This is a genomic window from Bradyrhizobium sp., assembly GCF_016219575.1.
GTDB lineage: Bacteria > Pseudomonadota > Alphaproteobacteria > Rhizobiales > Xanthobacteraceae > Bradyrhizobium.
On sequence record NZ_JACRMG010000013.1, the window covers coordinates 187,231 to 205,742 of the forward strand.

The window sequence follows — 18,512 nt, forward strand, 5'->3', positions numbered from 1 at the left end:
CGCAGCAAGATGCTGCCGAAATGGGGAAATTTCGCTGGAAACAGCCAGGGCGCGGCAATAGCGCACATTGCACCTTGTTTTGTGTCAAGCTGTGTGGGGGTAGTCAGGATATGTATCCTGGCAATCGATATTGCGGAGACCGGAATGAGCTACAAGGACCTGTTGTTGAGCTTGGCGAGCTACCCCGACACCACACCCCCGGCTGCCGTCGATCTTGCGGCGGATTTTTCCGCCGCAATCGGCGCCAAGCTGTCGGCTATCGCCTGCGAGATCCGGATTTCCGTACCGGGCAGCTTCATCGCACCCGCCTTCAACGTGCCCGCGATAGCCGATGCCGAGGCCAAAAAGGGACGGGAGCAGGCCGAGGCGGCACTGGCCGCCTTCCAGAAGGCGGCGGAGAACAAGGGCGTGTTCGAGGAACGGATCCTGGGCAAATGCCACGCCCCGGAGCACTCCGGCCTGCTCGTCGAATATGCACGGCTGCGCGACCTCACCATCGTCCCGGCCGAGTCGAATGAATTCGCCGACCAGCCCACCGCCGAGGCACTGATCTTCGAGTCCGGGCGTCCCGTGCTGATGATCCCGCGCGAGCCGCGCAAGTCCTTTGCGCTGAATACGGCCACGGTCGCCTGGGATTTCAGCCGTCAGGCGGCGCGCGCGGTCGGCGATGCGCTGCCGCTGCTGACCAAGGCGAAACGCGTTCACATCGTCACCGTGACCAACGAGAAGCGTATCGACACCCGCCGCTCGGGCCCCGAACTGGCAAAGCATCTCGCCCGCCACGGCGTCGATGTGATCCTGGAAACGGTCGATGCCGCCGGCCGCAACATTCACGACGCGCTGGAAGCCGCCACGCGCGCGCATGACAGCGACCTGCTGGTGATGGGCGCCTACGGGCACTCACGCTGGCGGGAATTCGTGCTGGGCGGCGCCACCCGCGGCATGGTCAACCGACCGCCACTGCCGGTGCTGCTGTCGCATTGATGTCCAGGCAATGCAGGGCCTGACCGCATCCGAGGCGCTGGCCCGGCTGAAGGCCGAAGGCTTCAACGAACTACCCCTCGCGGGCAGGCGCTCGATTGTGCGGCTGATCCTCGACGTGCTGCGCGAGCCGATGCTGCTGTTGCTGCTGGCCGGGGGCGCGATCTATTTCGCCCTCGGCGACCTCGGCGAGGCGCTGCTGCTGCTGGTATTCGCGTCGTTCTCAGTCGCAGTCACCATCGTGCAGGAGGCGCGAACCGAGCGCGTGCTGGAATCGCTGCGTGACCTGACCAGCCCGCGCGCGCTGGTGATCCGCGACGGCGAGCGCATCCGTATCGCCGGCCGCGACGTCGTGCGCGGCGACATCGTCGTGCTCTCCGAGGGAGACCGGGTGGCCGCGGATGCCACCGTCCTGCAATGCGACGATCTCCTGCTCGACGAGTCGCTGCTGACCGGCGAGTCGGTCCCGGTGCGCAAGCTGGCCAGCCTCCCCGAGGCTGAAGCCGGTCCGCCGCATACCGGCGGCGACGACCTGCCCTTCGTGTTTTCCGGCACGCTGGTGGTGCGCGGCAGCGGCATTGCCGAGGCCACATCGACCGGAGTGCGCACCGAGATCGGCAAGATCGGGCAATCGCTGCGCTCGCTGGAGACGGAAACCCCGCGGCTGCAGCTGCAGACCCGGCGCCTGGTCACGGTGTTCGCGTTTGTCAGTGCCGCCGTCATCACGCTGACGGTGCTGTTGTACGGGCTCTACCGCGGCGGTTGGCTCGAGGGCGTGCTCGCGGGCATCGCGCTCGGCATGTCCATGCTTCCGGAAGAATTTCCCGTCGTCCTCACCGTGTTCCTCGCGATGGGTGCGTGGCGGATTTCGCAGGCCCGCGTGCTGACGCGGCGGGCCTCGGCGATCGAGTCGCTGGGTGCGGCAACCGTGCTCTGCACCGACAAGACCGGCACGCTGACCCTGAACCGCATGACCGTTGCGCGGCTGATGCTGCCCGATGGGGCGGAATGCGCGCCGCCTCCTTCCGAAGCGCGCTCACCCGCGGTCGCCGCGCTGGTCGAGACCGGCGTTCTGGCCTGCGCGCCGCAACCGTTCGACCCCATGGAAAAGGCGCTGCACGCGCTTGGCCCGGACACGGGCACAAGTCGGCAGCTCGCGCAAAGCTATGGGCTGCGCCCCGACCTGCTCGCCATGTCGAATGCGTGGCGCGCGGCCGACAACTCTTGCACGGTCGCGGCCAAGGGCGCGCCGGAGACGATCGGCATGCTGTGCCACATGAGCGCAGGCGAACTTGCCGAGTTGCGCCAGCGCGTGGACAGGCTCGCCCGCGAGGGCCTGCGCGTGCTCGGCGTGGCCCGCGCCTCCGGCGATCCGGATCGGCTGCCGGAATCGCAGCACGATTTCACCTTCCGCTTTTGCGGACTGGTCGGCTTTGCCGACCCGCTGCGGCCGGAAGTAAGGGGCGCGGTCACCGAATGCCGGTCCGCCGGCATCCGCGTGGTCATGATCACGGGCGATTATCCGGCAACCGCCTCGGCGATCGCGACGCAGGCAGGCCTCGACCACGAACGCATCCTGACCGGCGCGGAGATCGCGACCCTGGACGATGACGAGCTCGCGCGCGCGGCACGGGGACCAGCTGCCTTTGCGCGGATCGCGCCGGACCAGAAGCTGCGGATCGTCACCGCGCTCAAGCAGGATGGCGAGATCGTCGCCATGACCGGCGACGGCGTCAACGATGCCCCCTCGCTGAAGGCGGCCCATATCGGCATCGCCATGGGCGGACGCGGCACCGACGTCGCACGCGAAGCTTCGTCCATCGTGCTGCTCGACGACGATTTCGGCTCGATTGTGAAGGCGATCCGGCTCGGCCGCCGAATCTATGACAATCTGCGCAAGGCGATGAGCTTCATCCTCGCCGTCCACGTTCCGATCGCCGGTCTCGCGCTGCTGCCGCTACTGACCGGAATGCCGCTGCTGTTCGGCCCGGTTCACATCGCCTTTCTCGAGATGATCATCGACCCCGTCTGCTCGCTGGTGTTCGAGGCCGAGACGGAGGAAGCCGATGTGATGCGGCGGCCGCCGCGCTCGCCGGACGAGCCGCTGTTGCCGAAGGCCCTGATCGTTTGGTCGGCGCTGCAGGGCGGGCTGGCGCTGGTACTGACCGGCGGCGTAATGGTGACGGCAAACGCCTGGGGCATGCCGGAGAACGAGGTGCGCGCGCTGACGTTCTTTTCGCTGGTGCTCGTCATCATCAGCCTGATCTTCGTCAACCGCTCGTTTACAAGCTCGCTGGTCGAAGCCTTCACCCGGCCGAACAGGACACTGGCCCTCATCATTGTCTTTGTGACGGCTATGCTGGCGCTGAGCCTTGCCTGGCCGGCGGCGGCAAGCCTGTTCCGCTTCGGCCCACTGCACGCCGACGATCTCGCCATCACGGTCGCGGCGGCGCTGGTCTCGCTGGTGCTGCTGGAAATCTCGAAATACCCGCTGCGCCATGCGCTGGCGGGCGCGACGACGGCCCGCCAGGCGCCGCGCTCAACTTGACTTCGCGCCGCCGCGATCGAGCGGCGATGCTGTCACGCCGCGGCGGCCAGCGTCGCCCGTTGCTCGACCTCGCGGCACAGCGTTGAGACGGTCGGCGCAGGGACGCCGGCCTCTGCGATCATCCTTCTGCAATCGGCGGCGAGGTCCCGCATATCGTCGGACGCTGCGTTGGCATGGCCGTCGATCACAAGGGCGGCAAGATCGGAGGCGAAAAATCGCCGCAGCACGATCAGGAGCAACGGCTTCGGCAGCCATTTGGCCATCAGGCGAAGCCTGGGTGGCGACGGGACGAGGCCGAGCGCGCGGACACAGCTCAGGCCTTCGCGCAAGGCATCGGCGAGCAGCAGCAGCCGTTGTGTATCGGCCGCAAGCTGCGCCGACCTTCCGCCGCTGGCGTAGAGCGCCCCGCAGATGGCCACGACCAGGAAGGCATGCGTCTTCAGCCAGGCATCCATGTCTGCGACGACGGCCGTGGCAAACCCCGCCTGGCGAAACAGTCGGGCGATCTCCTTCACCCGTTCCTGCCCTTGTCCGGCAACAGGGCCGAACGTGGTCGGTTGCTGCCGTGCATTCGCATATCGTGTGCTCGCACCAACATGAACGCCGCCGGCACCGGGAAAGCCGAATATGGTCCGGTCGATGCCGTAGCGTGCGACAAGCTCCGCGACACGCAGCGGGCAGTTCAGCATGAACAGAATCTCGGGCCGTCCCTGCAGCGCATCGAGCCATGACAGCGCGCCGGGCAATTGCCGGTCCCGCACTGCCACCAGCACAAGATCGAAGCGGACGGCGGCCGGCAGGGCGGACACGACGGCAACGGGTATCACCCGCCGATCGCCGGACAATGCATCTTCGAGGACCAGCCCGTGCGCGGCGATCTGCGCCAGCCGCTCTCCCCTTGCCAGCACCGTGGCCTCGTGGCCGGCCAGCGCCAGCCGGCCGCCATAGAGCGTCCCGATCACGCCAGCGCCAACAATCAGTATCTTCATGAGGGACCTCCTTGTCCTTCTCTAAACGCAACTTTTACTGCAATTAGCGCTTGCCGTAAAGCAACGAAAGTTGCATTAATAGCGTCATGGTGAAGTCGACGAACGGCCAGATGCGCCGCAGGCCGGGCGGCCGCAGCGCGCGGGTGCGCGCGGCCGTGCACAAGGCCACTATGGAGGAGTTGACGGAGGGTGGTCTTGCCGGCCTGTCGATCGGACAGGTCGCAACGCGCGCCGGCATTCATCCGACATCGATCTACCGCCAGTGGCGAACGACCGAGGCGCTCGTGCTCGATGCCGCGCTCGCTACCTCGGCATTGAACGTTCCCATTCCCGATACGGGTTCGCTCCGCGACGACCTCACCGCTTTCCTGACCGCGCTCGACCGCCACGTGCGCTCGCCTCTGGGCCGTGCGCTTCTGGCACTGTCAGGCGCGGGCGATCCGGGCATTGCCGGGGCACGCGACCGGTTCTGGCAAGAGCGCCTGGACCTGGCGAAGGACATCTTCGAGCGCGCCAAGGTTCGCAAGGAGGTGGCCCAGGACACGGACGCGACGACGGCGATCGAATTTGCGATCGCACCGCTCTATTTGCGGGCGGCGGTCATGCACCGCCCGTTGACGCGACAGGCGCTCGTCCATCACGTCGGCACGGTGATGCGCGCTTTCGCTCCCGGTCGGGGCGCTACCAGCCGCGCCTAGTTGACCGAACCGACCTTGCCGGCAGTCTGCCCGCTGCGATAGATCGCCAGATCCCGCGAGCCGGAGAAGATCGCGCGCGGCTTCAGACCGTAGAAGCGGCGGATCGAATGGCTGAAATGCGTGGAATCGGGATAGCCGATGTCCTGCGCGAGATGCGCGAGATTGATGTCCTGGTTGGCGAAGTGCAGCAGATGCCGCGCGCGCTTCCAGGCGCGGAAGGAGCGGAAGGCGATCCCCGTCTCTTCCTTGAACAGATGCAGGAAGCGCGAGGACGATAATCCCGCCTCGGCTGCGCAGCTTGCCGCCGTCACCGGCTCGCCGGAGAATGTTCCGATTCGGACGATCGCGCGCGCCACGCGCGGGTCGAGCGCGCGCCGCGGCAGCGCCTCGCCGAAACACATCGTGTCGAACATGGCGCTGGTGATGTCATCGCCGTTCCGCCGGTTGCGCAATATCTCGTAGGCGGAGCGGATCTTCGAAATGAACATGCCCTGCTCGGGCCCGGTCAGGCGCGCGGTGATGTCATCCAGCGCGCCGGGACGCAGGCTTTCGGGTTCGATCAGGACGGCGATCGCGGAGCGATGATCGCTTGCGATGGTGTGCCGGACGTTCGGCGGGACGACCAGCAATTCGCCATAGCGCTCGCCGCCATCCGTTGTATTGACCCAAAGGCCGCCCTTGAACGCAACATAGACGTTGAAGGCGCCCTGGCAGCGCTCGCGCGGCCGGCCCACCAGCCCGGCGTAAAACACCCGCTCCGGCGTAATCAGCATCAAATGACCGGATTGTTGGCTCTTGTCGTCCATGGCGCATCCTCTCGCGGCTCTTTTTCGGCCGCTGCGATGGTCACGACCATAGCGGAAAATTGCGGCCTGTCACGGCGAGATGAGGCCCTTCGGATGTATACCAGAGCACGGTAAACTACGGGCGCGGCTACGCCGCCGTCACGCCCTGATCCGCGGCGCGACGTTCTGCTCGGCGCCGGCCTTGCGTTCCGCCGCCACTGCGCGCTTGTAACCGTCGCGCGCCTGCAACCGCGCCCAATAGGCCGCGACATTGGGACCGAAATCCTTGGCCAGCCCGATGTTGCCGGCCAGTCGCAGCGCATAGCCGTTGACGATGTCGGCGGCGGTGAAACGGCCGGCGCACAACCATTCGGAACCGGCGGTAGCGGCCTCCACCGCGCGCAGGCGGCCAAGGAACCATTTGGCGTAATCGCCGGCGACCTGCGGGTTGCGGCGCTCCTCCGGCTCGAGCTGGCTGTAGCGGAGCACCAGCGTTTGCGGGAAGGTCAGCGTGGCGTCGGAAAAATACATCCAGTTCAGGAAGGCGCCGTAGGCGGGCTCATCGAGCCCGACGATCAGGGGCGTCGGACCATGTTTGGTGCCGAGGTAGTGGCAGATGCCGGACGACTCCGTCATCCTGGTTTCGCCGTCGACCATGAAGGGGATGGTGCCGAGCGGATTGATGGCGAGGTATTCCTTGGCCAGCACGCGCGGCGGGAACGGCAGCATCTTCAACTCATAGGTGAGACCCATCTCTTCCAGCATCCAGAGCGGGCGGAACGAGCGGGCGCCGTCGCAGTGATAGAGCGTGATCATCAGCCGTTCCCCTTCTTCAGACCCGGCAGGATACCCATCATCTTGCACAATACCATCAGCATCACCTCGTCGGCGCCGCCGCCGATCGAGGTCAGGCGGAAGTCGCGATAGGCGCGGCTGACATGGGTCTCGTTCATGAAACCCATGCCACCCCAATATTGCAGGCAGGCGTCGGTGACCTCGCGGCCGAGCCGCCCGGCCTTCAGCTTGGCCATGCTGGCGAGCTTCGTGACGTCCTCGCCAGCCACCAGCTGTTCGCCGGCGCGGTAGATCAGCGAGCGCAGCAGCTCGACCTCGGTTTGCATTTCCGCGAGCTTGAAGTGCACCACCTGGTTGTCGAGGATGCTGCCGCCGAAGGCCTTGCGGCCGCGGGTGTATTCGATCGTCTCGTCGATGATGATCTCCAGCGCCTTCAGGCAGGAGGCTGCGCCCCACAGGCGCTCCTCCTGGAACTGGATCATCTGGTAGGTGAAGCCCGCCCCCTCCTCGCCGATGCGGTTGCGCTTCGGCACGCGGACATTGTCGAAGAATATCTGCGCCGTGTCGGAGGAGCGCATGCCGAGCTTGTCGAGCTTGCGCGCGATCTGCACGCCCCTGCTCTTCATGGGCACGCAGATCAGCGACTTGTTTCGATGGACGGGGCCGTCGCCGGTGTTGGCCAGCAGGCAAATCCAGTCGGCCTGCGTGCCGTTGGTGATCCACATCTTGCCGCCGTTGATGACGTAGTCGTCGCCGTCGGAGCGCGCCTGCGTCTTGATCGAGGCGACGTCGGAACCGGCGCCCGGCTCGGAGACGCCGATGCAGGCGACCGCATCGCCGGTAATGGCGGGGGCGAGGAATTCGCGACGGACTTGATCGGAGCCGAACCGCGCCAGCGCCGGCGTCGCCATGTCGGTCTGCACCCCTATCGCCATCGGCACGCCGCCGCATTTGATGGCGCCGAGCTCCTCGGCCATCATCAGCGCGTAGGAATAATCGAGCCCCTGGCCGCCGAACTCAGTGGGCTTGTTGAGGCCGAGGAAGCCGAGATTGCCGAGCTTCTTGAACAGCTCATGCGCCGGGAAGATGTCGTTGTCTTCCCATTCGTCGACATGCGGGTTGATCTCGGCCGCGATGAATTTCTGCAGCGCGCGGCGCGGTTCGTCGTGGTCGGCGGTGTAGAGCATCTCGTAGTATCCTCGATCTTGCTTTCACCTCCCCCTGCAAGGGGGAGGTCGGATCGCACGGCCAGCGCCGTGCGATCCGGGTGGGGGTCCTCACTTGCACTACCGATGCGGCAAACCCCTCCCCAGGGGAGGGAGATTTTTTCACAACCCCATCTGCCTCGAGGCGAGATCCTTCATGATTTCCTCGGTGCCGCCGCCAATGGCGTTGACCTTGACCTCGCGGTAGATGCGCTCGACCTTGACGCCGCGCATGAAGCCGGCGCCGCCGAAGATCTGCACCGCTTCCGAGGCGCAGAACGCCATGGTCTGGGTGGACTGGTTCTTCATCATGCAGATCTCGGCGACGGGATTCTCGCCCTGCCCCAACCGCCACGCCAGCAATTCCAGCATCGACTGGCTGGCCGCGACGCGCTGCGCCATGTCGACGATCTTGTGGCGGATCACCTGGTGCTGCGCGATCGGCTTGCCGAAAGTCTTGCGCTCCCTGGCGTAGGCGATCGCCTCATCCACGCAAACGCGCGCATAGGCCGTACAGCCCGCCGCCATGCCCATGCGCTCGCTATTGAAATTCTGCATGATGATCTTGAAGCCGTGGCCCTCCTCGCCGATCAGGTTCTCGGCCGGCACGCGGCATTCGTCGAAATGCAGCGTGGCGGTGTCGGAGGCCCACCAGCCCATTTTCTTCAGCTTGGTGCGGGAAAGGCCGGGCGTATCGCCGGGGATGAGCAGCAGGCTGACGCCGCTTGCACCCTCGCCGCCGGTGCGCACGGCAACCGTCAGATAATCGGCGCGCATGCCCGACGTGATGAAAGTCTTCTCGCCGCTGACGACATAGTGGTCGCCGTCGCGCCGCGCCTTGGTGCGCAGGTTCGCCACATCGGAACCGCCGCTCGGCTCGGTGATGGCAAGCGCGGAAATCTTCTGGCCCGACAGGATCTGCGGCAGCACGCGGGCCTTCACCTCCGGCCGCGCGGCGCGCGCGATCGGCGGCGAACCAATGGTGTGGCTATTCAGACTGGCGGAAACACCGCCGGCGCCCGCGCGCGCCAGCTCCTGCGATGCCACGATCTTCATGAACTGGTCGGCAGGCACGCCGCCATACTCTTCCGGGAAGCCCAGCCCGAGCAGCCCGATTTCGGCCGCCTTCACATAGAGCGAGCGCGGAAATTCGCCAGCCTCGTCCCATTCGCTGGCATAGGGCTCGATCTCGCGGGCGACGAAGCGGCGCATCACGTCGCGGAACGCTTCATGCTCCTGCGTGTAGAACGGGCTCTGCGGCCGTGCGCGCTCCAGCATGGTGTCCTCCAGAAGGTCTCCACGTTGCCTTGATTTGGCGGCGGTTCACTTGCGTTGAGTCGCTGGCCTTCCTGCAAGCCAATGGACGCAAGTATTCGATCACGGTAGCTCCGATGAATGATATAGAATAGCCGCAAATGCGAAGCGGCAGCAGACCGCCGGGCCTTGGGAGGGTGCCATGTCCGTCCGTTACTATGACTGGATCGCCCATTACGGGCGCCGCAATCCGGGCAAGACCGCGCTGGTCGATCTCGCCAGCGGCCGCCGCTTCTCCTATGGCGAGCTCGACCGGCGTGTCTCGCTTCTGGCCGGACATCTGCGCGATGCGCTGAAGGTCAAGCGCGGCGACCGCGTTGCCGTGCTGGCGCTGAACACGACGGACACGATGGAGGTGCAGTTCGCCTGCTTCCGGCTTGGCGCGATCTTCCTGCCGCTCAACAACCGTCTCACCGTGCCGGAGCTGCAGTTCATCGTCGGCGATGCCGCGCCGAAAGTGATGATCCACGACGCCGACCTCGCCGAAACCGCGCTGACCGTCAGCAAGCTGTGCAACGTGGCTTCCGTTCTCAAATTCGGCCCCGGCGCCTCGTACGAAGCCGGTATCGCGGCGGCAAAGCCGATCGACAGGGCCGAGATCGTCACGCTCGATGACATCTCGACCATCATGTACACCTCGGGCACGACCGGCCTGCCGAAGGGTGCGATCATCACCCATGGCATGACGTTCTGGAACTGCGTCAATCTCGGCGGTCCCGCCTATATCTCCCCGGCCTCGGTGCTGCTCACGGTGTTGCCGCTGTTCCACACCGGCGGACTCAATTGCTACACCAATCCGGTGCTGCATGCCGGCGGCACGGTGCTGATCATGCGCGCCTTCGAACCCGGCGAGGCCTTGAGACTGATCAGCGATCCCGCACAGGACATCAACGTATTCTTCGGCGTGCCCTCGATCTACCAGTTCATGGCGCAGCATCCGGCCTTTGCCGGCTCGGATTTCAGCCGGCTCGTGATCGGCGGCGTCGGCGGCGCGCCGATGCCGGTGCCGCTGCTGAAAGTGTGGGAAGCGCGCGGCGTCGCGTTGCAGCAGGGCTACGGCATGACCGAGACCTCGCCTGCGGTGATGGTGCTCGACAAGGAGGACGCGGCGCGCAAGGCCGGCTCCTCCGGCAAGCCGGTGCTGCACACGGAAGTGCGCATCGTGCGGCCCGACGGCAGCGATGCAGCCGTGGGCGAACTCGGCGAGCTCTGGGTCAAGGGGCCGAACGTCACGCCCGGCTACTGGAACCGGCCCGACGCTAACCAGTCCTCCTTCACCGACGACTGGCTGCACACCGGCGACGCCACGCGCATCGACGAGGATGGCTTCTACTACATCGTCGACCGCTGGAAGGACATGTACATTTCCGGAGGCGAGAATGTGTATCCGGCCGAGGTCGAGAGCGTGCTGCATCAACTCGCCGCCGTGGCGGAGGCTGCCATCATCGGTATCCCCAGCGAGCAGTGGGGCGAGGTCGGCATGGCCATCGTCGCTGTGAAGCCGGGGCACGCGCTGACGCCGGCCGAAATCCACGCGCATTGCGCCGCCAATCTCGCCAAGTTCAAGTGCCCGCGGCTGGTCGAGTTCGTCGATGCGCTGCCGCGCAATGCCACGGGCAAGATCCACAAGCCGACGCTGCGCAAGCAGTTCAGCGTCGAGAAGCCGACGGATGCGAGCGCGGCGGCGTCGTAGCCACACCGTCATTGCGAGGAGCGCAAGCGACGAAGCAATCCATCTCGCCGTGCGCTGGAAGCTGGATTGCTTCGCTTCGCTCGCAATGACGGTGGTGAGGCTGCCTATCCCTGCAAAAACAGCGCGAACGGTTCGTCGACGGTCTTGCGCAGGTGCTCGCGATAGGTCGCGTAGTTCGGATCTTCCTTCGTCACCCGGCCGAGCGTCGGCTTCGCGATCAGCTTGACCGGCAGGAAGGCAATGGGCGCCGCGATCGGCGTCAAGAGCGAGCCGCGGCCGGCGAGCAGCGTGGTGATGATGCCATACATCTCGCCCAGAATGGTCGGGCGCGACACCGTGATCAGGCGGTGCTGGCCGTGGCGGTTGGTGACGAGATAGATGTGGCCGGACTGGTTCGGCACCGCCACCTCGCCATATTGCGTATAGGCGGCGTCCAGCCGTTCGCCCTCGCGAAACACCAGCGACGATGACGGCGCATCCCAGGCAATGTCGGTGCGATAGGCATAGATCGCCTCCTTGTCGCCGAACGACGGCCGCACCGTGATGTAGGTGCCCTCGAGCCAGGCCACCGCACGATGGGAATAGGCGCCGAGACCGTCGGGCGAAACCTCGCCGTTCGCGGCCGCCGGCGGCGCGGGCTCGCTGGCCTTGCGCAAGGAAACTCCGAGCGCCTGCTCCAGCCGCACGGTGGTCGCAAGCGTGAACGGCCTGCGGCCGCCCAGCACCTTTTCCAGCGTCGAAAGGCTGAGCTTGGCCTGCTCGGCCAGAGCCTGCCGCGAGATGCGGCGGCGGGCGAGCTCTTCTCGAACCTTTTCGGCCACCTGCCGGCTTTGCACGGCGGAAAGCTGCTTGTCCGGCGACGGCATCCTTGCTCCCTTCGATTCCATCCCATCCTAGCAGACGCACATTTCGGCACAAAACTGTAACGGCCCGTACGGCTGCGCCTGACGATGTCCGGCGGCGGCTGAACAATGCCGATCATTATGCTCGCGAGGCGGTGCGCATTCCCGAAGGATGGCAACGGTGGATGTCACCTCTCCCGGAGCTTTCTCCTCATGACCGCCCTTGATGAACTCGACGCTGCCGCCAGGCCCAGCCTGTGGCGCGCCGCCAAATTCCTGCTGTTCCTGCTGAGCGAAGGCGCCGCGGTCGTCCTGATCGGATTTGCCGCGCTGTTTTTGGATTTCCACCCCGCCTGGTCGGCAAACCTGCCGTCGGCGGCGCTGACGCGGCCGGGCGACGCCAAGTCCGGCGCGCTGCTGCTCAAGCGCGAGGACGGCTACGCCGAGGCCATCCGGCTCGGCATCGACATCGACCTCACCGTGTCGGGTCCGACCATCCGCGCCCGCGTCACCCAGCTTTTCCGGAATCCGACCAGGGACTGGGTGGAAGCGGTCTACGTCTATCCGCTCCCGCCGGGCGGCGCGGTCGATACGCTGAAGATGGTGGTCGGCGACCGCGTCGTGGTCGGCGAGATCAAGGAGCGGCAGCAGGCCCGCATCATCTATGAACAGGCCAAGGCGAGCGGGCACAAGGCCGCGCTGACCGAACAGGAGCGGCCGAACATCTTCACCAACTCGGTTGCCAATATCGGACCCGGCGAGACCGTGCTGGTGCAGATCGAATATCAGGAGCCGGTGCACCAGAGCGGCAACATTTTCTCCGTGCGGGTGCCCATGGTGGTGGCGCCGCGCTACAATCCGGCGCCGATCGTGCAGAGCGTCGAGTTCAAGCCGAACGGCGGCGGCTGGGGTGCCACCGCGACCGATCCCGTGCCGGACCGCGACCGCATCACCCCGCCGGTGCTCGATCCCGCCGAACACGCGCCGGTGAATCCGACCGCGATCACCGTGCGCCTGCAGGCCGGCTTTGCGCTCGGCGAGGTGAAGAGTCATCATCATCCCGTGAGGACCGAAAAGGTCGATGACTCCTCGCAGATCATCCGGCTTGCCGAAGGCGTGGTGCCGGCGGATCGCGATTTCGAGCTGACCTGGACGCCGGCCGCGGAAAAGGCGCCGTCGGTCGGGCTGTTCCGCGAGCATGTCGGCGATACCGATTATCTGCTCGCCTTTGTCACCCCGCCCCCGGTCGACAACGCCACAAAAAAGCCGATGCCCCGCGAGGTCATCTTCGTGATCGACAATTCCGGCTCGATGGGCGGCACCTCGATCGTGCAGGCCAAGGCGAGTTTGCTCTACGCGCTCGGCCGGCTGCAGCCGGGCGACCGCTTCAACGTGATCCGCTTCGACAACACCATGACGGTGCTGTTCCCCGCGCCGGTGCCGGCAGACGCTGCACATATCGGACGCGCCACGTCCTATGTCAGCGCGCTGCAGGCCGAAGGCGGCACCGAGATGCTGCCGGCAATGCGGGCCGCACTCAGCGACGGCAATCGCGAGGACACTTCCTACGTGCGCCAGGTGGTGTTCCTGACCGACGGCGCGATCGGCAATGAGCAGCAGATGTTCGAGACCATTTCGGCGCTGCGCGGCCGCTCGCGGATCTTCATGGTCGGCATCGGGTCGGCGCCCAATACGTTCCTGATGACGCGCGCCGCCGAACTCGGCCGCGGCGCCTTCACCCACATTGGCTCGACCGATCAGGTCGAGGAGCGGATGCGCGGGCTGTTTGCCAAGCTGGAGAATCCCGCGGTGACCGGGCTGTCGGCGAAATTCTCCGACGCGAAGGCCGACATGACGCCTCAGGTCCTGCCCGACGTCTATCGCGGCGAGCCGCTGGTGCTGGCGACCAAGCTCGACAGGCTTTCGGGCTCCGTCGAGATCAAGGGCCGCATCGGCGACCGGCCGTGGTCGGTGACGCTGCCGCTTGCCAACGCAGCCGAGGGCAAGGGCCTGTCGAAGCTGTGGGCCTCCCGCAAGATCGCGGATGCCGAGGTGTCGCGCACCATGCGGCAGTCGACGCCGGAGGAAGCCGACAAGGCGGTCCTTGCGCTGGCGCTGGAGCATCAGCTCGTCACGCGGCTGACCAGCCTGATTGCGGTCGACAGGACGCCGAGCCGTCCCGACGGCGAGACGCTGAAGCTCGCCGAGCTGCCGCTCAACCTGCCGGCGGGCTGGGAGTTCGAAAAGGTGTTTGGCGAACGCCGGCAATTGACGGCCCCGACGGAGCGGCGCGCGGACGATGCGAAGGTCCAGCATGCCACGCTGAAGCGGCCGTCGCCGGTCGCCACGGCTGCGCCTGCCGCCGTGATGCTGCCGAAGACCGCGACCGACGCCGAGATCAAAATGATCGCGGGCGGCATTCTGCTCGGCATCGGCCTGGTGTTGTTCCTGATCACCCGCCGTCAGCCGTCCCCCCTCTGACGCGGATGAGGAGAAGGTTTTCCCCAGCCTCCTCCCGGCGCGCGCGACCTCCCTCCGCCCGGGGCCGCGCGCGCGAGGTTTTCCGGACGGAAGGACGATGACCATGCGCCGCCTCATCCTCCCCGTCCTTCTCGTACTCGCCGGCCTCGTCCTGTTCGGGCAGGGCGCGTATATCCACGCCAAGGCGCTGCTGGCGCAGGTGCTGCTGGAGCGGGCATTCGCCGAGACGATCGTGAGCGGGCGCGACACAAAGCCGTGGCCGTGGGCCGATACCTGGCCGGTGGCGCGGATCGAGGTGAAGCGGATCGGCGCCGGCGCGATCGTGCTGGCGGGATCGAGCGGCCAGGCGCTCGCCTTCGGCCCCGGCCATGTCGAGCTCACCGCCAACGCCGGCGAGCGCGGCGTTACCGTCTACTCCGCGCATCGCGATACGCACTTCCGCTTCCTCAAGCTGGTGAGGATCGGCGACGAGATCGATGTGACGCGGCGCGACGGCAAGATTTTTCGTTATCGTGCGGACGCACAATCGGTGGTGCGCTTCGATCAATTCGCCGTCGACCCATCGGCCGACGGCTACGAGCTCGTGCTGTCGACCTGCTGGCCGCTCGATGCAGTCACGGGCGGGCCTGACCGCTATCTGCTGCACGCCACCCTGATCGGGCCGGCTCAGCCGTAGACGAAGGCGGAATCCTCGAGATCGATCGCCGGAATTTCGTCCTTCTCGGCCCAGTAGTCCTGGGTGTGCCGCCACTCCGGCTTGTCGCCACGCTTGGGCCACAGATGCGAGCCGCGCAACATATAGCCGGGATTGAAATCTTCCGGGTCGATCCACGAATGCAGGGGCATGTTGTCGTCCTGCTTGCGCAAGGCCGGCACCACCCTTTTGACGCCCTTCTTCTTCATATGGGCAAGCAGGCGACAGACAAATTCCGCCGACAGGTCGGTGCGTAGCGTCCAACTGGCACGGAAGTATCCGAATGCCCAAACCATATTCGGTACGCCCGTAAACATCATGCCGCGGTAGGTGACGGTTTCGGCAAAGTCGAGCGGCTTGCCGTCGATCTCGAAGGCGACGTCGCCGAGCGCACTAAGGTGGAAACCAGTGGCGGTAACGATGATATCCGCCTCCAGCTCCTGGCCCGACTTGAGCAGGATGCCTTTTTCGGTGAAGCGGTCGATGTGATCGGTGACTACGGAAGCCTTGCCGCTCTTCACCGCCTCGAACAGGTCGGCGTCCGGCACAAACGCAATTCGCTGCCGCCACGGCAGATAGCTCGGTGTGAAATGCTGGTCGACGTCGAAGCCTTCGGGCAGCACCGCGCGAACGGCGCCGATCAAGTCCTTCTTCACCGCTTCCGGATCGCTGAAGCAGCGCTTGGTGAACCAGTCCTGCTCGAACAGGATCTTCCGGCGCACGATCTCGTGGATCCACTCCTCCTTGATCTGCAGCCGGCGCAGCTCCTCGGCGATCTCGATCGCGTTGCGGCCTGTGCGGAAATAGGTCGGCGAGCGCTGCAGCATGGTGACATGCTCGCACTTGCCGGCAATGTTCGGGATCAGGGTGGCGGCGGTGGCGCCGGAGCCGATCACGACGATCTTCTTGCCCTCAGTGACGAGATCCTTCGGCCATGTCTGCGGATGGACGATCTGGCCCTTGTACCTGGCCATGTCCTTCCATTCCGGCGTGTAGCCCTGGGAATGGCGATAGTAGCCCTGGCACATCCAGAGGAAGTTGGCGGTGAAGCGCCGCGCCTCGCCCGTCACCTTGTCGACAGCATCGACGGTCCAGAGATTGGTCTCGCTCGACCAGCTCGCGTGGCTGATGTGGTGGTTGTAGCGGATATGCCCAGCGAGATCGTTCTCCTCGATCACTTCGCCCATATAGGAGAGGATCTCCTCCGCGGTGGCGATCGGCGGGCCGACCCAGGGCTTGAAGCTGTAGCCGAAGGTGTGCAGGTCGCTGTCGGAGCGGATGCCCGGATATTTGTGCGTCCACCATGTGCCGCCGAAGGTCTCCTGCTCCTCGAGGATCACGAAGGAGGTGCCCGGCATTTGCTTCGTCAAATGATAGGCACTGCCGACGCCGGAGATTCCGGCGCCGACGATCAGCACGTCGAAATGTTCGACTTTCTGCGCGGCGGAGATGGTGCGGGAGGGCGCGGTGACGTTCATCTGTTTTAATCTTTGTTTGAACCGTTGAGCGTTTCTCTGGAAATTTTTCTAGCGGCCAATCATGGGGCACACAAGGCAACGACACGCATTGAGCTGCCGCAAACTTACAACGCTGCTCCCCATTGCCGCGCGGTCTGCAGCAGCCAGTCGCGGTAGAGCGTCAGCGGCGTAACGCCGGTCATGCCGCCGCAACCGGCGCTGCCGTTTGGACCGGTCGACCAGCTGACGACACCGACGATCGCAGCACCGCCCGGCTTGTCCTCGAAGACGGGCGCGCCGGAATCGCCGGTGCAGGCGCCGAGCCCGTCGCGCGCGCCCTGGGCGACGGGATCGACCAGGCGAATCTGCAGCGTGCCGGGCTTGCCTGTGGCAATGAGCCCGGCGACGCGGATGGTGCCGCCGCTCTTGCCGTCGCCGCGCACGGTGACACCGATGCCGGCAATGGTGAAACGGCCGCCGACGGCAATGGGAATGTTTGGCATGCCAAGCGTGGCCGGCGCCTTGCCTTTGGCCGGTTGTTCGAGCTGCAGCAGCGCAACGTCCGCCGTAGCGCGGTGCGACAGCATCGCCTCCATCCTGAAGCCGGGATGGATGGCGACGCTGCGGATGGTCTGCAACGCGGGCTGGCCCGAGCTGTTGTCGACGATCCTGTATTCCGCGCCCGGCTGCACGCAATGCGCCGCGGTGAGGACGATCCTCGGTGCGATCAGGCTGCCGGTGCAGAAATTGCCGCGCGAGCCGACGATGGTGACGACGGAGCGCGCGATGCCGTCGGTGGACGGCGCGCCGCCGCCGACAATGGCGTGAGCAGGTGCAGCCAGCAGCAGCGCCACGGTTGCACCAGATGGAATTGCGTATTTCATCGTGCAGAAATAGCGGCTCACCCTCATGCCGCCAAGCTTTCGTTAGGACTGGTTTGCATGTGCATTCCATGTTAGCCGCTCGCCAGCTACTTTTGAAACCGGCAGGACGAGATGATCGAAGCGGTGATCTGGGATTTCGGCGGGGTGCTGACCACCTCGCCCTTCGAGGCGTTTGCGCGGTTCGAGCGCGAGCGCGGCCTGCCCGCCGACATCATCCGCCGCACCAACGCCGCCAATCATCTGGAAAACGCCTGGGCGAAGTTCGAGCGCGCCGAGGTCGACATCGAGACCTTCGATGACTTGTTTGCCGCCGAGTCGCTGGCGCTCGGCGCCGAGGTGCGCGGCAAGGACGTGCTGCCGCTGTTGTCGGGCGACCTGCGGCCAGAGATGGTCGCGGCGCTGAAGCGCATCAAGGAAACTTTCAGGACCGGCTGCATCACCAACAATCTGCCGAACAACGCGATAGGCTCCGCCTCCGGCCGCAAGCTCTACGTCGCCGAGGTGATGGCGTTGTTCGACCATGTGATCGAATCCGCCAAGATCGGCCTGCGCAAGCCGGACCCGCGCATCTACCGGATGATGGTGGGGACGCTGAAAGTCGATCCGAACAAGTGCGTCTATCTCGACGACCTCGGCGTCAACCTGAAGCCGGCTCGCGAGATGGGCATGACGACCATCAAGGTGCAAAACGCCGCGCAGGCGATCGGCGAACTCGAGGCCGCGACGGGGCTGGCGTTGCGGTAGGTGGGCGATGGAACTGCCGTAGGGTGGGTTAGCCGAAGCGTAACCCACCATTCACGCGCGAGGTCGGTGGGTTACGCCTTCCACCTTTGCCCGGTTGTAGATTGGCGCGCGTGACTCGGCTAACCCACCCTACAAGTCAAGAACGTGGAGACATGCGCTCTCATTCTCACGGCGCGATTCCGCCTGAGCTTTGCCATCTCGTTGGCCCTCTTCCACGAAGAGGGCGCAGGGAAAGCCGGGTGCCGGCGGCACCCACATCACCGTGTGCGAAGAGTGCTACAAGAGATGCACACGGGTTTGACAGGTACAGCCAGGACATCCCGGCTTTCCCCGCGCAATGGTTTGGCGGCTTACTTCGTGCTCTCCCCGGTGAGCGGCCTTTATTGTCACCGTTGCCAGGCC

The 18,512-nt window shown here is 65.6% G+C and carries 15 protein-coding genes; 7 read left to right on the top strand and 8 right to left on the bottom strand.

The features are described 5' to 3' along the window. Positions 1-144 precede the first annotated feature (144 nt). Positions 145-984 carry a universal stress protein gene (locus HZB49_RS13590; RefSeq protein ID WP_291612120.1) on the top strand — a complete coding sequence of 280 codons (840 nt, stop codon included), beginning with the start codon at positions 145-147 and terminating at the stop codon, positions 982-984. Between the two features lie 10 nt (positions 985-994). Continuing rightward, positions 995-3,529: a cation-translocating P-type ATPase gene (locus tag HZB49_RS13595; protein ID WP_291612122.1), complete on the top strand. Its 2,535-nt coding sequence runs from the start codon at positions 995-997 to the stop codon at positions 3,527-3,529. A gap of 32 nt (positions 3,530-3,561) precedes the next feature. Here HZB49_RS13595 and HZB49_RS13600 read toward each other — a convergent pair whose 3' ends face one another. Then, positions 3,562-4,518, bottom strand: a complete 957-nt coding sequence (locus HZB49_RS13600) for a 2-dehydropantoate 2-reductase N-terminal domain-containing protein (protein WP_291612124.1) — start codon at positions 4,516-4,518, stop codon at positions 3,562-3,564. An 86-nt stretch (positions 4,519-4,604) separates the two neighbouring features. Here HZB49_RS13600 and HZB49_RS13605 point away from each other — a divergent pair, with 86 nt between their 5' ends. Further along, the gene (locus HZB49_RS13605; RefSeq protein ID WP_291612126.1) at positions 4,605-5,216 is read left to right on the top strand and encodes a TetR/AcrR family transcriptional regulator; all 612 of its coding nucleotides are present in this window, start codon (positions 4,605-4,607) and stop codon (positions 5,214-5,216) included. Here the strand turns inward: HZB49_RS13605 and HZB49_RS13610 are convergent. From HZB49_RS13610 to HZB49_RS13625, 4 genes are all read right to left on the bottom strand, one after another. Further along, the gene (locus HZB49_RS13610; RefSeq protein ID WP_291612128.1) at positions 5,213-6,022 is read right to left on the bottom strand and encodes an AraC family transcriptional regulator; all 810 of its coding nucleotides are present in this window, start codon (positions 6,020-6,022) and stop codon (positions 5,213-5,215) included. The two genes, HZB49_RS13605 and HZB49_RS13610, sit on opposite strands and share 4 nt — an antisense overlap. A gap of 138 nt (positions 6,023-6,160) precedes the next feature. Further along, positions 6,161-6,817 carry a glutathione S-transferase family protein gene (locus HZB49_RS13615; RefSeq protein WP_291612130.1) on the bottom strand — a complete coding sequence of 219 codons (657 nt, stop codon included), beginning with the start codon at positions 6,815-6,817 and terminating at the stop codon, positions 6,161-6,163. Next, positions 6,817-7,983, bottom strand: a complete 1,167-nt coding sequence (locus HZB49_RS13620) for an acyl-CoA dehydrogenase family protein (RefSeq protein ID WP_291612132.1) — start codon at positions 7,981-7,983, stop codon at positions 6,817-6,819. The genes HZB49_RS13615 and HZB49_RS13620 overlap by 1 nt, the downstream gene beginning before the upstream one ends. 141 nt (positions 7,984-8,124) lie before the next feature. After that, complete coding sequence (locus HZB49_RS13625; protein ID WP_291612134.1) at positions 8,125-9,279, bottom strand: acyl-CoA dehydrogenase family protein; 1,155 nt, start codon at positions 9,277-9,279, stop codon at positions 8,125-8,127. A 178-nt stretch (positions 9,280-9,457) separates the two neighbouring features. Between HZB49_RS13625 and HZB49_RS13630 the strand changes: the two genes are divergently transcribed. Next, positions 9,458-11,008, top strand: coding sequence for a long-chain fatty acid--CoA ligase (locus HZB49_RS13630; RefSeq protein WP_291612136.1), 1,551 nt, complete (start codon positions 9,458-9,460; stop codon positions 11,006-11,008). Between the two features lie 104 nt (positions 11,009-11,112). On the opposite strand, the gene HZB49_RS13635 is transcribed toward HZB49_RS13630, so the two are convergent. Then, complete coding sequence (locus HZB49_RS13635) at positions 11,113-11,874, bottom strand: helix-turn-helix transcriptional regulator (protein WP_291612138.1); 762 nt, start codon at positions 11,872-11,874, stop codon at positions 11,113-11,115. 189 nt (positions 11,875-12,063) lie between these two features. Here HZB49_RS13635 and HZB49_RS13640 point away from each other — a divergent pair, with 189 nt between their 5' ends. After that, positions 12,064-14,331, top strand: a complete 2,268-nt coding sequence (locus HZB49_RS13640) for a marine proteobacterial sortase target protein (RefSeq protein WP_291612140.1) — start codon at positions 12,064-12,066, stop codon at positions 14,329-14,331. A gap of 103 nt (positions 14,332-14,434) precedes the next feature. Continuing rightward, positions 14,435-15,007 carry a class GN sortase gene (locus HZB49_RS13645; protein ID WP_291612142.1) on the top strand — a complete coding sequence of 191 codons (573 nt, stop codon included), beginning with the start codon at positions 14,435-14,437 and terminating at the stop codon, positions 15,005-15,007. On the opposite strand, the gene HZB49_RS13650 is transcribed toward HZB49_RS13645, so the two are convergent. Together HZB49_RS13650 and HZB49_RS13655 are read right to left on the bottom strand one after the other, a co-directional pair. Beyond that, on the bottom strand, positions 14,998-16,503 hold the full coding sequence (locus tag HZB49_RS13650; RefSeq protein ID WP_291612144.1) for an NAD(P)/FAD-dependent oxidoreductase: 1,506 nt from the start codon (positions 16,501-16,503) through the stop codon (positions 14,998-15,000). The genes HZB49_RS13645 and HZB49_RS13650 overlap by 10 nt on opposite strands. A 104-nt stretch (positions 16,504-16,607) precedes the next feature. Further along, positions 16,608-17,393 carry a trypsin-like serine protease gene (locus tag HZB49_RS13655; RefSeq protein WP_291612146.1) on the bottom strand — a complete coding sequence of 262 codons (786 nt, stop codon included), beginning with the start codon at positions 17,391-17,393 and terminating at the stop codon, positions 16,608-16,610. Between the two features lie 84 nt (positions 17,394-17,477). Here HZB49_RS13655 and HZB49_RS13660 point away from each other — a divergent pair, with 84 nt between their 5' ends. Further along, the gene (locus tag HZB49_RS13660) at positions 17,478-18,110 is read left to right on the top strand and encodes an HAD-IA family hydrolase (protein ID WP_291612149.1); all 633 of its coding nucleotides are present in this window, start codon (positions 17,478-17,480) and stop codon (positions 18,108-18,110) included. Positions 18,111-18,512 lie beyond the last annotated feature (402 nt).